Consider the following 15,079-nt stretch of genomic DNA (forward strand, 5'->3'; position numbering starts at 1 on the left):
ATGACCGCGTTTCGAGATTTGGTGTCCGAGATTACGGAGGATGACGTTGCCTGGGTCGTTGAACTCATGAAGCTCAAGGAGCTCGATGCGCCTCGAATCGAGTTCCTACGATCGCGTGAGACGCTGGATGTCTCCGCATGTCCTGGGAGCGGCAAAACGACGATGGTCGTCGCGAAGCTTGCTATTCTCGCGCGCAAGTGGACTAGCCGTACCCGCGGTATCTGTGTCCTATCCCATACGAATGTTGCGCGTCACGAAATTGAGCACCGGCTCGGGAACACCGAAATGGGACAGCGGCTGCTCAGCTACCCACACTACATAGATACGATCCACGGTTTTGTCAGCCGATTTCTCGCCACGCCATGGCTGCTATCTGCCGGGTTTCGGTTCACAGCCATCGATGATGAGCTGACGCATCGCATGCGCTTCAATTGCATGACGCTCGCTGATAGAAAAAAAGTCCGTGGATATTTCGAGCGTAGCAAATTCAAAGCTGAGAGTCTCAGGCTGACCAGCACCGACTTCACCGACCCGCTCACAGGCAATAACTTTCCCTGTGGTCCGGATGCTGACAGCTATAAAATCATGGCAGCTGCGATGGGTGAGGCCGCCAAGCGTGGTTACTTTTGCTATGACGAGATCTTCGTTCTGGGCAAGGCACAACTAACCGAACGACCGGGCGTTGGCGCATCCCTCCGGCACCGTTTCCCCTGTGTACTTGTTGACGAAATGCAGGACACGTCTGATCTTCAGAACGAATACCTCAGTACCATTTTTCCACGGGAAGATGGGGGCATCTGCGTGACACGAGTGGGCGATCCTAACCAGGCAATTTTCGACTCTGAAGCAAGCTCCAAAGGCAACGATTTCCCAGATGTCAAACAATCGCTGGACATCGCCAGCAGTTTTCGATTCGACGAATCAATCGCGCTGCTCGCTAATCCTTTTGCGTTTCATCCCGTCGCGCAGCGCCTTAGAGGGCTTCGCGCGAAGGGGAATGAGCAACGGCTACCTCATACCATTTTCGTTTTCCCGGATGGAGATTGCGGCGAGGTGCTCGATGCTTATGGTCGCCACGTACTGCAGCACCTTCCTATAGATCTGCTTCAGAAAGCGACCATCACTGCTCTAGGCTTTACGCACAAGGGCATAGACCCGGAAGACCAGGACGAGCATTACCCCAAAACAGTGGCGCATTACTGGGGGAAGTACGACCGCAACGCCGGTGGCTCAGGTTACAAGCCACCCACACTTGTGGAGCGACTACGTTTAGCCAGGCATCACCTTACTAAAGGGGAAACGGCGCATCAGGCGGTGGAGGAGATGGCTCGTGCGTTGATCCACCTGGCGAACCTGTCTGATCCTCGTATGAGGATCAAGCCTGGAGCGCGGCAGCACGTCCAGGTACAACAGCTATTGATCAAGCCTGATGATCTGCAACAGTACCAACACCTGGTAGTCGAGGTTTTGTTCAGCTCCGAAACGATCAGCCAGCGTCACTGGAAGGTACTGGGACATCGCTTCTCATCACTTGCGAAGGTACTCGCGGCTACCAACGAGCTATCGGAGGCTGGAAAGGACTATCTGGGTTGGGTAGAAGACGCTCAGGAGACTATCCAAGAGGAAACCGTCGCGCCGTCAATAAATACGTATCGATGCGTGCACGAGCAAAGAACGGTCGACATCAAGCTTGGCTCCGTTCATTCGGCTAAGGGCCAAACACATACCGCGACACTGGTTCTGGAAACGTATAACTATGGCCATGTACTCAACAGCCTGATGCCCTGGATGCTGGGGCAACAGTGTCATGGCGGCAAGTCTGTGAAGATTCGCCAGAGGAGGCGCCTTCTGGCGATGTATGTCGCCATGACCAGGCCAACACACCTGCTGTGTTTGGCGATTAGCAGGCGATCACTGGGAGAAGGTGAAGCGTTTGAGCAGAGTCGCCAGATGTTGATCGATCAAGGCTGGAACGTTCATCAGATAGTACCCAGAGACACCGTCGATAGTGTTGATCCAACTCCGTGAAAACTCGCGCTTTTGTTAGCCTCCGATAAGGTGGAAGTTATTCGTCTTGAATTTTTGGCACTCATCTCCTGCGCAACCTCAGAGACAATGAGAATGAATGCAAGCCCCTGTCTGCCACCCTATGTGGGCAAGACAACCGTTTATATAGATCAAAACGTACTGACCATGGCTGTCAAAGGCCACGACCCTGCATTCTTTACATCGTTACTTGACCGGTTTCAGGTCATCTACTCGGACGAGACGCTGCGTGAGATCAAGCGCAGCGGCCAGCCTGATAAATTCCTGGCAGCCCTCGACTTCCTGAACGCAATGCACTTCAGGTATCAGGTCAACGATAGCTTCGAGCCTACCGGGGAAATGATCCTCCATGAGGTTCCTCCCGTCCAAGCCTATGACAATTATCTCCAGGCGGAGCCGGTCTACGACATCATGTTGGCGGCAGCTCATCAAACCACACTCAAGCTCTACGGGGGCCGCAGCGACTCGACTTTCACCGAAATAGCCTCTGAGCAGATCGACGCGTTCGATGGCTTAATCAAAAGTCTGTCTGCCCCTCTTGCCCAACTCGACCATACCCACCCTCATCTGCGCGCGCCCATCGAGCAATACCTCAAAATCCTAAAGTCCCAGTACGAACAAGTTTCTGTGATGGCCGCCGCCGAGATGAGGAAACACATCAGCGATGAGAGAGATCAATCGGGAGTGAAAAATTACCGGGCCTCGGTTGGATTGGGTCCGAAGGAACTCAACAACATAAAGCCTCCCCGCGTCATTGAGAAAATATGGCAGGCCTATCAGGACCTTGATGGCTACCGCGATCGGGGCTACTCGATCGAAAACTTCCTCGGCATCGCCGCCACGCCTCTGTACAGCCGAGACATGCACGTGCATGAAAAAGTTACGGCCATTTACAACTTGCTGAACGTCATTGGCTACAAGACCGACAGCAAGCTCAAGCGTGGATCCAGATATGTTGCCGCCATCAGCGATGCTGCTCATGCGGCAATCGGATCCCGCGCTCACATCCTGCTCAGCGCAGACGAAGTTTTTGTGGACAAGGTCCGGACGATTTACGAGTTTCTTAGGGTGACCACCGAGGTGGGGCTTGTGTCTTTGGTCGACGGTAGAGTCCTAATAAAAAGCGAGTAGTAGGCCATCGAATACACGCCAGCGATAAGGCCCAGTCAACAGGCATTAACCAGTAAAGCGCCAATACATCTTGGGGGACAAACGGTCGCCTGAATGCTCTTCCTTCAAACTTACGCCTGTTGATCACGCCAGTACGCAGCCCGCAGAACAGACACACAAAGGCAAAAGCCCGGTCACTAACCGGGCTTTGCAGATCCCTCAAGGGGAGATAAAACTCAAGTGCCTCAGGGGCTAACGGCCAAACTCTACGAGCGGTTGGCGCACATGTCAACGCTTCGCGTCTGATACGAAGTAGTCAGGAGACATTTACCGTAATGTGTAGTCGTCAGAGCTGACGCAGCCCTGTCTAGCGCTCTAGGCAGACTACCATGCCGTAATTTGTAGTCGTTATGAAGACTATTGAGTCTGATTTATCGGGTGTTTCTCAAAGGTGCCATTACTGACTCTACGTCCAAACCGCTCATAAGGCAGTTGTGTGCTATTACTGACAGAGCCTCGAAAAGGTTGTCTCGCTGTCTTGCCAACGCTGCGTTTTCCGCTTGAAGACTTGCAATACGCTCTTCTAGACTCCTGCGCCGGCGGGCACCATCCGGATCCCTCCCGCTTTCTCTCATTTGAACAATACGGGCGGCCTCAATTCTTTCTCCACGGTCACCTCCTAGCGTAGCTCGGCTTGTCAGGCCCAACCGGCGCTGCACCTCCGGTCGGGAAATGGGAGCGATCTCCACTCCTGAGCTAATCATCTGGGCGAGGAGAGCGTCTATTGCTTCGTCAAGAGTGCCGCCCCTCAATGTCTGTCGTCGTGCCATAGTTGCCCCTAGTCATCTGATACCGAACTGTGTCGTTTGTCCGAGTCCACAACCGTGATTGGACGCCCGTTTGGAAACACGCGTTGCACACCTCCATTGGTATCGCGTGCAAGGACAGATTTTAAATTCTTGAGCTTGTTTTCCTGGTCTGCTAGCCATACATCGCTGCCTGCCTCCCCGGTGCCTGCGTCGCGCATGATGGATATTGCCTTCGTCAGATTCTTGGCTTGTTTTTCAAGGTTGACCCGCTCCGATGGAGTGCCCATCAGATGTAGATGCGAGCAGCCATTCCAGCATTGAAGATGCTTAGGGCAGGGGGCCTGGGAGAAATCGTGGATACAACCTCCGAAAGGGGTCACATGCAGCGCCGTGGCGTGTACGGTGAGGAATGCTTCCGCAGTTGTTGTACCTTTATCTGATAGCAAAGCATGGTAACTATCGGTCAAAGCGCCATGAATTCGCTTACCTCTTATGGCTGTATGTAGAAAGTCGAGGCGCTCGTGATAGCTATTGAACGCCAGAAACTCATGATGGGCAGCGGTGTTTTCTTCAATGCTCGTGTGTTGGTAATAAACATTCTGGTCGAGGCGTTTTCGCCCCAGAGCCAATGCTTGCTGAACATCGCTCATACCGGTCAAGTGGTAAATTGTGTTCCGCCAGTGTCTAGGTTGGTGGCTTGTTAGCCTAATCGGAGTTCCATCGGATTCGGTTAATGAACGACGCGAAAAAATGGACGTATATTTTTCATCGTCACCTAATGCGTGATTGATATCCCCGAGGGTGACCCGACGCGGGACCGCACGAAACACATTCGCCTCACGTCCACCGAAACGAAATTGGCCGTCGAAAGCGATCGCAAGCGTTTCGCTGGTTCTAAGTACGATACGAACTTGTCCCCCGACATTTTCTGTCAATGCCGCGTGCCCACGGATCCTCGGGACGATCAGTCGCTCAATCTCCCCGGCGACGTAACGTCGCTTTAACGACCTTCCTTGCTTTTCATCCGGTTCATCGTCAAATGGATGGACACCGTTGCGTGTGAGGAAAAGGTATAGATTTCTGCTTGCGCTTCTTGCTTCGCTAAAACCTAGCCAGTCCAAGACCTTTGCATCGGAGATCACTGACTGAGGGGGGTAGCTCCAAATACGTCCTGGGTGGAGTTCTTGCCAGGCGGCAATTTCTCGTTGTTCATTGGTTAGCGTTTTTAATCGCTCTACTGCGCGCCTGGCTAGAGGAATGTCGCTTTCAGCCAGCCAATGAACACGGGACTGAAATTGCTTTTCCGCGAAGTACCTAATCCCGCATTCGACCAGAGGCTTGCCATGTGCATCGACAACTACTTCTCCTGTCGTCCCTTTGATCGGCCTTTCGACCCAACAATCATAGGGTATTACGGCTACTTCGTTACCTCGTTGCCCAGTCGCTATCAATAAGTCGATCACTCGCAGCAAAATTTCTTCGCCGTCACTAAGTGGGTTGTTCGAACATAGTGCATATGCCTCCATCGCCTCACGAGAAGGTAATCTATCATCAGATTTACGCTGTTTTACCGCACGATCAGGGTCGTGCAATGAAATGTAATCGTGTCGGCGTTTTTCTGGTTTTGCATCATGCTCAAAGTGGATGGCGAACTCGGTTAATTGGAGATTATCAATCGTATTCGCTATTACTTGGAGGTGAGAGATCGCGTCGTAGATATTCTTGTAGCCGCTCTCACGGAGAAAGCCTACGACGCGGTCGAAATCGCCTCGCGTCAGGAGTGTGGGGTCGGATACACCGCGCTCAAACAGGGTGTTGTACAGCCGTCGAACAGCAATATTGTATGCAGCCACCATCGAAAACTTCAGGCTTCTGGTGCGTTGTAAATACACAATTAGAGCCTTGCTAAAGTCTTGGAAAGCAAAGGGGAGTGGGCCCTTCGGCGGTGCAGGATAACCTGTCTTTTCCAGGGCTTGTCGGTGCGTCTCAAACGTAAGTGCATGTTTGTTAACATCCCTTTGCGGCAACCAATTTCCGATACCCCAGAATGATTCCGCCCATGGTGTTGAAATCGGTAATGACCGAAAAATCGCTTGCTCCTGTGCAACAAAGCTTTCGAGGCTCAGCCTTGCCCTAGACAGCGTCATCTTCGGCACCCTCCGTGTGCTGCCGGCAGCGTTCGATCGTAGCGCTTACTGCCAGGATGGTTGTCTGATGCTGGGCGAGGGGCCGGTTGTGACTCAGATCACCGGCTTGTTCTGCCATATCAATGAACCGTTGGGCCTCCCGCTGGAGCGCATCCTTTACCTGCTCGTGGCGGCCGTCAGCAAAGGGGTGGAACTTCTTGCAGGTGTAGCACGCGTATATAGGGTTGTAGGGACAGTGGGTATGAACGGGCAGGGCGCATGCACCAATATCGCCTATGTATTGCGTATCAATGACGCCGCGGACGGCTGCTTCAGGAGTTGCATCGCGGCGTTGGACGATTTTCCCAGTTAATAAGCTGCGCATGATGCGTTGATAGGCCGGGCTCTTACCCAGTGCTTTCTCTTTGATCCGGGCAATGTTAGGGGTGGCCGTTACGTAAGCACGCGCTGCAACCGTGCTGTTGTGACCGAGCAGTTCGGCAATCATGTCTGCTGGAGTACCCTGATCCGCCAAGCCTTGCCCGAGGTGATGGCGCAACAACATGGATACCTGATTCGGCCTATCTATCCCAGCTTCACGCAGCTCGTATTTGAGGCCTGTACCGATTTCAATAACCGAGAGACGCCTTCCACAAGGATTGACAAATAATGGTTCACAGTCGCTACCAAAACGGCGTTGAATTTCTAAAACGTGGCGTGAGATTTTCTCACCCAGGCGGGTGGTTATCTTGCGGGGGCGCCGCTCAGGTCTGCGCTGGCCGACTTTTTTGGCCATGGGTAACCACAGGGTATAATACTTCTCGTGACCTGCGTTCTCAATAAACTCAAAGTCAGCAATGTCAAGTGAATGAAATTGAATCGACCGAGGTGCGAGTTCGAAACCCAAGTGAAGCACTATATTAAGCTGAACATCCTCCCAAGAGTCAGATTTAGGTTCTCGTTCAATGCGTTTGAGCAATCGAACTTCCTCGTCAAGTTCTAACCCAGACTGCGAGAGAAAAATTCGAGCATAGGGGTCAACCCGATCTGATTTTACCTCCTTGATTTTTAAATATGTAATTGGATCGAATCCATTAATTCCTCTATCCATTGCCCAGCGATAAAATCTGCGAAGCCCAATTAGGTTGTGCCTAACTTGTTTAAAGTCTTCTAATTTGGCAATAAAGTTTTGCTGACCCCAAGGAAAGTGTTGGGCGAGGTTGGTGCTTGATAAGTAGACAAGAAACCTAGCAAACATGAATGCTGTTTGGGGAGCATACTTCTCTAACGAATAAGCCATAAAGCCTTTGGCTATTTCAGTAAGCTCTGGAGCTAAGGCTAGCTCGACCCAATCAATTTTCAGCGCGACTCCACCGTCGTACCATGTCCACACCTTTAGCCGGGTATCGACGTAGCGTGGTTGGTCATTAGTGCGAGTTCGAATCGCAACGTGAGCGGGCCCCCTGAACACGTAAGCTGGCAAAGAGGAGGGCGGTGACGCGTGTTCTTGATCGGCTGATTTGGTCACGGCGAACCTCCTTAACTGTCAAGTCGGCTCCAGGCTGCCGAGGTGCGCTGGGCATTGTGGAGGTTGGCCGACTCGGCTAGATAACGACCTGCATAACGGCGTGGCATAGTCGAGGTCTCAGACCAACCGCAGACTCGCCGTAGTTCGTCCGTGGCCCGCTCGAGGTCATGCCCACGCTTTTCGACCAGGTAAGCCAAAAAGTGGTCTGCAAAGGTGTGGCGAAAGTCATGCGCAGAAAGTGTAGGCAACAATCCTGGATGAGCCAGCTCAATAGTCAGAAACAGCCGATCAAGAACGTTAGACAACGCGCGGATCGACAGCGGGCGGCCACGATCCGAGATGAACAAATAGTGATACAGCAATTTCATCGGTTTACCGTCACGCAGAGGGCGCCGGTCGCGCTGGATATAGCGCTCGTAGACCTCATACAACTGTGCGGAGATGCCTACGGTCCGCCCATGTGTTTTGAGCGCAGGCTCTTCAACGCGCGGGTCGCGGGGATCATTTTCGCGATCATTGATGCTGACATAGGCGTGCTGAGAACCTTTATTGATATCCGTGGTGTAGAGCTTCAGAAGCTCTCCGCGACGGATGCCGGTCTCCAAGAGCAATTCAATCATTAGCCAGTTACGCAGTTGCAAACGTTCCGGGAACGGATTCGCCGCAGCGCCAGGGCGAATCAGTGTGCGAACGATCTGTAGTTGTGTATCTGTCAGGCTGCGGTAACGAGTGCGATCGGGACGAGCATTGATGATATGGCTCTCAAAGCGTCGCTCAATGACGTCGGCAACATCGGCAAATACCACGTTGATGTCAGCCTGTGTGGCTGAATTCTGACGGACGCGCGGGATGTAACGGGTGACGCACCAAGACAAGTATTTTTTCAGCAGGCGCAGGTACTGGTCACGTGTTCGTGAACTGATCTGCTGACAAAGTACAGTGCCAGCTTTGCCGATTCGGGCGATCAGATTATCGGCATGACGGCCACTTTGGAGCCAAATAGCGTAACCGTCCAGCAAAGCCAGAATCGCTTCAAAGTCGCAGGCCAAGATGGTCTCATCGATATCCAGATCTCGGCTTTTGGCATAAGCGTAGAAAGCCTGGATCGCGCGCAGGTGCGCCGCAGCCGTGTTGTAAGCGCGGTGCCTGAGTTTGAGTTGGACGTAGATGAACGGAATGAGTATGGGCAACGGCGTCGCATCACCAGCTTGTACAAGCAGCGGTAGTCTTTGAATCGCCCCTAGTTTCGTAGACACCTCCAAGCCTTAAAATGAGGCCCATTAGGAGGTGCCATGAGCAACCAGCGTTATCCCGAAGAATTCAAAATCCAGGCGGTCAAGCAAGTGACCGAAAAGCAGCTTCCTGTCTCGGAGGTGGCTGCACGATTGGGTGTGTCTGTGCACAGCCTCTATGCCTGGGTTAAGCGCTACACCAAGCCTCAGGAACAGCGCGTTGAGGAGGATGATCAGAGCGCTGAGGTTCGTCGTCTACGTGCCGAGCTGAAACGGGTGACGGAGGAGCGAGACATCTTAAAAAAGGCCGCCGCGTACTTTGCCAAGGAGTGCGGCTGAAGTACGCCTTTATTAAGCAGCAAGCGGGTCATTACGCGATTCGACGGCTTTGCCTGACGCTCAAGGTTCATCCCAGCGGCTACTACGCGTGGCTATCAGAACCAAAATCTGCGCGAGCCAAGGACGATCAGCGACTGCTTGGATTGATCAAACACTCCTGGCTGGAAAGCGGTGGCGTTTATGGCTATCGAAAGATCCATGATGACCTGCGAGAGGTTGGTGAGAGCTGTGGCCGTCACCGGGTGGCTAGGTTGATGCGCCTTGAAGGTTTACGTTCTCAGACTGGGTATCGACGGAGGCCTGGAAAATACGGCGGTAAGCCAGCCGTTGCCTCACCGAACTTACTGAAGCGCCAATTCGATGTCAGAGAACCCAACAAAGTTTGGGTCACAGACATTACCTACATCCGAACATATGAAGGCTGGCTGTATTTGGCCGTGGTGCTCGATCTGTTTTCACGCCAGATCATTGGTTGGTCAATGAAGTCGCAGATGACCAGCGACGTAGCCATTGATGCACTGCTGATGGCGGTTTGGAGACGTAAGCCGAAGCAAGAGGTGATGATCCACTCGGATCAAGGCAGTCAGTACAGCAGCTCAGACTGGCGAAGCTTCTTGAAAGCTAACAACCTGGTAGCCAGCATGAGTCGTCGAGGTAATTGCCACGACAACGCTGTGGCGGAGAGCTTTTTCCAGTTGCTGAAGCGGGAACGGATCAAGCGTAAAATCTACACTACACGCCAGGATGCTCGAGATGATGTGTTCGATTACATCGAGATGTTTTACAACCCAAAACGACGCCACAGTTTCAACAATCAGCTGTCACCGGTAGAGTTTGAAAAGCGTTACGCAGCGAGCCTTGAGAGTGTCTAGAAAACCCGGGGCGATTCACTTTGACCTGAAGAGAACCTGCACTGAATCAGTTTCATCGAAAGCCACCTCATTCAAGGACTCGTCATGAACACTATGGACATGGCCCGTTGAGAGAGTAGGCGTCAAATACGAATTGGTCGAATCAGTGACTTACGTAGCTTATGAACATATCTGACATAGCACCTCGTTTAACATAATATACATTATGCGTACTAACATGTGCCACTCATGGCTATCCCTGCAGCTGCCTTTCACTCAAAACGGCCAGGCCGAATTTCTCTGAGGCGAGAAATTCGCCGTCGTGCACGTGGCCCCCCTTGTGGTTAACGCTTGTCCGGATAATCCACTATGGTTTCGTGCTGAAGGACCTTCCCGTTCACTTCCAGCGTTATCGTTTTGCGGATGCGTGTCCCACTGAATTGGCCTGAACACAGAATCGGCTTTTCACGCCGCAAGAGCCCGTCGGTAATTAGATTAACGCCTAGTGCTCCGCCCAAAAGTCCCATCAGGCCTGCAAGAAAACTCATGGATTGGGTTATCGTGTCGAAGACTGGTTCAAGCATGCTTTGGATGTCGGGCGGCTCTGCGCATGGGACATTGGTCTGTTTGGTTTTTTCACAAGCACGCGACCAACTTACCAGCGATGCAGCAACCGTATCCGCAGCTTTAAGCTGCTGGTCGTGCTTGAAATCGATGAACGCGTACCAGATATACGTGCCTGGCGCCACAGAAAAAACCACCATAAACGCGCCGTAAATCATATGCTTACGCGCTATATTGAGGGCACCGAAATTTTTCTCCGAACGGATTATCCTGTAGATAATCCCTGTCACGGCCACCCAGACCAGGAACGCGGCGACGTACTGCAGCCAAAAATCGTTTAGCTCAGTGTTGCTCCCTATGAAATTCATCCATTTATCCCTGATGTTTCCCACTATCGCTTCCACGCTCACTACGGCCCTCACATCCCAAGTTTTGAACATAACTCAACTAAATGACTATTTAGTTTAGTTATTATATGTGGCACCTGTCCTTACCCACCACAAAACGCTTCAATAACCACTCGCTGCCGTCATCGCACCACCTACAATCGCAATCCCTGAGCTGCTGCCCAAGCGTGTGGCCCCGGCTTCAATCATCTTCAATGCCGTCGGATAATCGCGCACGCCGCCGGATGCCTTCACCCCAACCCCGGTACCCACTGTTCTACGCATCAGTGCCACGTCTTCGACCGTAGCGCCGCTTCGACTGAACCCGGTGGACGTCTTGACGAAGGCCACACCCAGGTCACGGCAGATCTCGCAGGCTTGAACCTTCTGCTTGTCGTCCAGCAAGCAGGTTTCCAGGATGACCTTCAACGGCACGGCGCCGCAAGCCTGGAGGACCCGTGCGATGTCTTCGCGCACGGCGTCCAGCAGCCCGTCCTTCAACCAGCCGATATTGAGCACCATGTCGATCTCCCCTGCCCCGGCGGCAATCGCCCGTTGGGCTTCGAAAGCCTTGGTATCGCTCAATCCGGCGCCCAGTGGAAAGCCGACCACGGCGCAAATCACCACCCTGTCGTCGGTCAGGCACGAAGCGGCGTAAGGCACCTGCGCGGAATTGAGGCACACCGAATAAAAGCCATGCTCGCGGGCTTCCTCGCACAAGGTGCGGATCTGTGCATGGGAGGCGTCGGGCGCCAATAACGTGTGATCGATGTACTTGGCCAATGCGGCGGGTGGGAGACTGTTCATTTAATGGGCCCTTGCCTGTATGTTGCCAATGATTGTGAGGCGCTTGTTCCAGCACTCACATAATTTCGTTACAATATTAACAATTAATGTTACTTATTTAACACCAATAATCAAGCCCAGGAAGACTCGTGGACAGTAGAAAAGCCGAGCGATTGAAGCTTATTCAACAAGCGCTGCAGGACCAGAACGCCATCCACTTAAAGGAAATGGCCGCGCTGCTGGACGTTTCCGAGATGACCCTGCGCCGCGATCTCAACCACTTCAGCGATCACCTGCGGCTGCTGGGGGGCTATATCACCCGGCTCGGCAATGACAGCGGAGAGTACCGGGTAGCCGAGCAGGACACGCGCCACGTCGAGGAAAAACGCCGCATCGGCAAACTCGCCGCTTCGTTGATCCACGCCGGTGATACGGTATTTTTCGACTGTGGCACCACCTCGCCTTTTGTCGTTGATTTCATCCCCGATGCGCTGGAGTTCACGGCGGTCTGCAGCTCATTGAACGTGCTGCTCAAGCTGCAGAACAAAGCCAATTGCCACATCGTCTTGTGCGGCGGCACTTTTCACCGCAAGAACCAGGTCTTCGAGAGCAGCGCCGAAAGCAGCATCCTCGATAGCGTGCGCCTGACGTGGGCCTTTGTGACCGCCGCCGGCGTCAGCCAGGCGTTTGGCGTAACGTGCTTCAACTTCAATGAAGTCGAGGTCAAGCAAAAGGTCATGCGCCAGGCTCAGCAACGCGTATTGCTCGCCGATTTCAGTAAGTTCGACACAGTGCGCACCGCGCACTTCGCCGCGCTTGAGGATTTTCAGTACGTGGTCAGCGACAAGAAAATCCCCCGCAACTATAAGGACGTCATTCAGGCCAATGGCGCGCAATTGTTGGTTTAATCCAACAACCGCTGCCGTTCCTGCACACTCAAATACCCGGTACTGACACTGAATGAAGCGCTGGCTCCGGCCGCCAGCAGACGCACATGGCCTTTGGCTTTCTCGGCGTTGTAGCCCTCTGGCTCGCAGGTGGACGGCAACACGAACGCTGCCACTTGCTGATCCGGCGTGTGCAGGATCCAGCGTGCGGCATGCGCAAATTGCTCGGGACGGTAGCGGGTGTAGAACGCTGCACCGCTGGGATGATCCAGCAGAAAATGCGCCTGGCCCGTGGCGTCTGTGCCAACCTCGTCGAAGAAAAACACGATCTCGGGGTCGTACAATGCCGGCCGCTCCAGGCAGGCCAATTGCGCAGGCTGCTCGGCCAACTGCGCCATGTAGGCGCTCCATGCCGGCGTCGGCTTGACATGGTCCGGCACGCTGGTGCGCAGACGCTGGCGCTGCGTGCCCAATGGCTCGACAAAGCGGGCGCCGTCCACGTACGCGTAGTTCATGTGGGCCATGTACATCAGGTCCATGGGCTTGCCGGCCAGGTTCGTCACCTGCATGTCGATATCGAACACGGCCGAGTCGGCGCGCAGCGTCACGCTGGGGCTCGCTCGGTAGCGATCGCCGAACCCCTTGGCATATTCATACGAGCCTCCCAGGCGTAAAACGCCCTCGCCCACCTCCAACCAGGCCGTGTCCATGGGCGCGCAGGGCATTTCACCGTGCAAGGCGTGCGTGTCATCCGGCGCCGGGCAGCCGTTGCGCAGCAGGCCACTGTGAAACATGAAGCAGCCGTAAGTATCGATTACTGTGGGGCTGGGCCGAGGTTGCTCGAACAGGTTACTCATGGTCAAGTCGCAACCGTCGAACACGGCGGACCAGATCATCTGCCCTTGAAAAGGCAGGATCACCAGTCGCCCACGGCTATTGTTCAGGCTCACGGCCAGCACGCCGGACTGGTAGGCCCAGGCACTGACCTTGAAGGCCGACGATTGCAGGAGGATCCTCTCCTGCTCGGCAAACACCGCAGGGTACAGCGCGATACGTGTATTCATGAGGCCACCGCCCTGGTCGCGCCCACCGGTAAGGTGTCGGATTGGCGCATGCACTTGAGCGCATAAATCACAATCACAATGAAACACAGCAACGGCACGCTGTAAGCCAGTTGCATGTTGCCGCCGCTGGCGTCGGACAACAGGCCCTGGAAGATCGGGATCACCCCGCCGCCGACGATGCTCATCACCAGCAATGAACCGCCGACGCCGGTGTCTTCACCCAGGCCATCGATGGTCAGGCCGTAGATGGTCGGCCAGCAGGGGCCGAGGAAGATACTTACGCCAACCGCGGCATACACCGCCGAAATGTTCGGCACCAGAATGGTGTAGGCCAGCAGCACGATGCACAGCACCCCGTAGATCGCGAGTACCTTGGCGGGGTGCAGGCGCCGCATCAACAGGTTGGCGATCAGCTTGCCGACAAAGTAGGCGGCAAAAGTGGTCAGCAGAAACCACGAGGCGCTGCGTTCATTCATACCGCCCATTTGCATGGCCAGGCGAATGGTGAAGCTCCATACGCCAACCTGTGCGCCCACATAGAGAAACTGCGCCAATACGCCAAAGGTAAAGCGCGGATTACGCCACAGCCGCCCCAGGCTTTGACCCAGGCTGCCAGGCTTGCTGCCGGCGGGCTTGTTGCCCTTGCACGCAGGGAACCGCGTAATGGCGATCAGGATAAATATCAGCACCAGCACTGCAATCATCCACTTGTAGGGCAACAGCGTGGACTGGATCATTTGCAACTGCTGCACCGCTGCCTCGGAAGCGCTCATCCGAGCCAGCTGTTCAGTGGTGGCGTCGGTGTCCTTGAACATCACGAAACTGCCCACATACACCCCGGCCATGGCGCCGAACGGGTGAAAGGTCTGCGAAATATTCAAGCGCCGGGTCCCGGTTTCCCGGGGCCCCATCAGTGTCGAGTAGGTGTTGCAGGCGGTTTCCAGGAACGACAGGCCGGCGGCGATCACAAACAGCGCCAGCAGGAACATGCCGTACTTGGCCGTGGACGCGGCCGGGAAAAACAACAGGCAACCCAACATGTACAGCAACAGTCCGATCAGAATCGTGCTCTTGTAGCTGAAACGCCGAACCACCATCGCGGCCGGAATCGCCACAAAAAAGTAGCCCAGGTAAAACGCCGATTGCACGAAGGCCGTCTGGAAATCACTCAGCAAAAACGCTTTCTTGAAGTGGGCGATCAGCACGTCGTTCATGCTCGCGGCCGCCGCCCATAGGGCAAAGATGCTGCACAGCAGGATAAAGGCGAACCAGGGCGTGCGGTTCAGGTAGAAACCATCGGGTGTCTGTTGCAGCGCAGGTTTGTTCATTATTGTTCTCCGGGCTGGGGTGA

The 15,079-nt window shown here is 54.2% G+C and carries 11 protein-coding genes; 4 read left to right on the forward strand and 7 right to left on the reverse strand.

Annotated features, from left to right (window positions below; translation table 11 throughout):
- On the forward strand, positions 1-2,028 hold the full coding sequence (locus BOP93_RS12835; protein ID WP_104502921.1) for a UvrD-helicase domain-containing protein: 2,028 nt from the start codon (positions 1-3) through the stop codon (positions 2,026-2,028).
- 165 nt (positions 2,029-2,193) lie between these two features.
- Positions 2,194-3,177 (forward strand): hypothetical protein, encoded by a 984-nt coding sequence (locus BOP93_RS27805; protein WP_237140415.1) that lies wholly within the window; start codon positions 2,194-2,196, stop codon positions 3,175-3,177.
- Between the two features lie 817 nt (positions 3,178-3,994).
- Here BOP93_RS27805 and BOP93_RS12850 read toward each other — a convergent pair.
- From BOP93_RS12850 to BOP93_RS12860, 3 genes are read right to left on the reverse strand one after another with little or no spacing between them, the layout of a single operon-like run.
- Positions 3,995-6,112, reverse strand: coding sequence for a hypothetical protein (locus BOP93_RS12850; protein ID WP_104502923.1), 2,118 nt, complete (start codon positions 6,110-6,112; stop codon positions 3,995-3,997).
- The gene (locus BOP93_RS12855) at positions 6,099-7,619 is read right to left on the reverse strand and encodes a tyrosine-type recombinase/integrase (RefSeq protein ID WP_104502924.1); all 1,521 of its coding nucleotides are present in this window, start codon (positions 7,617-7,619) and stop codon (positions 6,099-6,101) included. The genes BOP93_RS12850 and BOP93_RS12855 overlap by 14 nt, the downstream gene beginning before the upstream one ends.
- 11 nt (positions 7,620-7,630) lie before the next feature.
- Positions 7,631-8,875 carry a tyrosine-type recombinase/integrase gene (locus BOP93_RS12860; RefSeq protein ID WP_237140416.1) on the reverse strand — a complete coding sequence of 415 codons (1,245 nt, stop codon included), beginning with the start codon at positions 8,873-8,875 and terminating at the stop codon, positions 7,631-7,633.
- A gap of 36 nt (positions 8,876-8,911) precedes the next feature.
- Here BOP93_RS12860 and BOP93_RS12865 point away from each other — a divergent pair.
- A protein-coding gene (locus tag BOP93_RS12865) for an IS3 family transposase (RefSeq protein WP_104502081.1) occupies positions 8,912-10,062 on the forward strand; the annotation gives its coding sequence in 2 pieces (ribosomal slippage) (positions 8,912-9,146 and positions 9,146-10,062; 1,152 coding nt in all).
- Positions 10,063-10,385: 323 nt separating this feature from the next.
- Here BOP93_RS12865 and BOP93_RS12870 read toward each other — a convergent pair.
- Positions 10,386-11,015, reverse strand: a complete 630-nt coding sequence (locus tag BOP93_RS12870) for a hypothetical protein (RefSeq protein ID WP_157943500.1) — start codon at positions 11,013-11,015, stop codon at positions 10,386-10,388.
- A gap of 99 nt (positions 11,016-11,114) precedes the next feature.
- Positions 11,115-11,798, reverse strand: a complete 684-nt coding sequence (deoC, locus tag BOP93_RS12875) for a deoxyribose-phosphate aldolase (protein WP_104502926.1) — start codon at positions 11,796-11,798, stop codon at positions 11,115-11,117.
- 128 nt (positions 11,799-11,926) lie between these two features.
- On the opposite strand from deoC, the gene deoR reads away from it, so the two are divergent.
- Positions 11,927-12,685 carry a DNA-binding transcriptional repressor DeoR gene (gene deoR / locus BOP93_RS12880; RefSeq protein ID WP_104502927.1) on the forward strand — a complete coding sequence of 253 codons (759 nt, stop codon included), beginning with the start codon at positions 11,927-11,929 and terminating at the stop codon, positions 12,683-12,685.
- Here deoR and BOP93_RS12885 read toward each other — a convergent pair.
- Together BOP93_RS12885 and fucP are read right to left on the reverse strand one after the other, a co-directional pair.
- Positions 12,682-13,728, reverse strand: coding sequence for an aldose 1-epimerase family protein (locus BOP93_RS12885; RefSeq protein WP_104502928.1), 1,047 nt, complete (start codon positions 13,726-13,728; stop codon positions 12,682-12,684). The genes deoR and BOP93_RS12885 overlap by 4 nt on opposite strands.
- On the reverse strand, positions 13,725-15,056 hold the full coding sequence (fucP, locus tag BOP93_RS12890) for an L-fucose:H+ symporter permease (protein WP_104502929.1): 1,332 nt from the start codon (positions 15,054-15,056) through the stop codon (positions 13,725-13,727). Before fucP ends, BOP93_RS12885 begins: the two co-directional genes overlap by 4 nt.
- Positions 15,057-15,079 lie beyond the last annotated feature (23 nt).

The sequence above is a fragment of the Pseudomonas orientalis genome, assembly GCF_002934065.1.
GTDB classification, from domain to species: domain Bacteria; phylum Pseudomonadota; class Gammaproteobacteria; order Pseudomonadales; family Pseudomonadaceae; genus Aquipseudomonas; species Aquipseudomonas orientalis_A.

Excerpts from the sequence above, each read along its gene's own strand:
- BOP93_RS12835 (WP_104502921.1), top strand. The coding sequence starts at position 1 with ATGACCGCGTTTCGAGATTTGGTGTCCGAGATTACGGAGGATGACGTT.
- fucP (WP_104502929.1), bottom strand. The coding sequence starts at position 15,056 with ATGAACAAACCTGCGCTGCAACAGACACCCGATGGTTTCTACCTGAAC.
- BOP93_RS12885 (WP_104502928.1), bottom strand. The coding sequence starts at position 13,728 with ATGAATACACGTATCGCGCTGTACCCTGCGGTGTTTGCCGAGCAGGAG.
- BOP93_RS12850 (WP_104502923.1), bottom strand. The coding sequence starts at position 6,112 with ATGACGCTGTCTAGGGCAAGGCTGAGCCTCGAAAGCTTTGTTGCACAG.
- BOP93_RS27805 (WP_237140415.1), top strand. The coding sequence starts at position 2,194 with ATGGCTGTCAAAGGCCACGACCCTGCATTCTTTACATCGTTACTTGAC.
- deoC (WP_104502926.1), bottom strand. The coding sequence starts at position 11,798 with ATGAACAGTCTCCCACCCGCCGCATTGGCCAAGTACATCGATCACACG.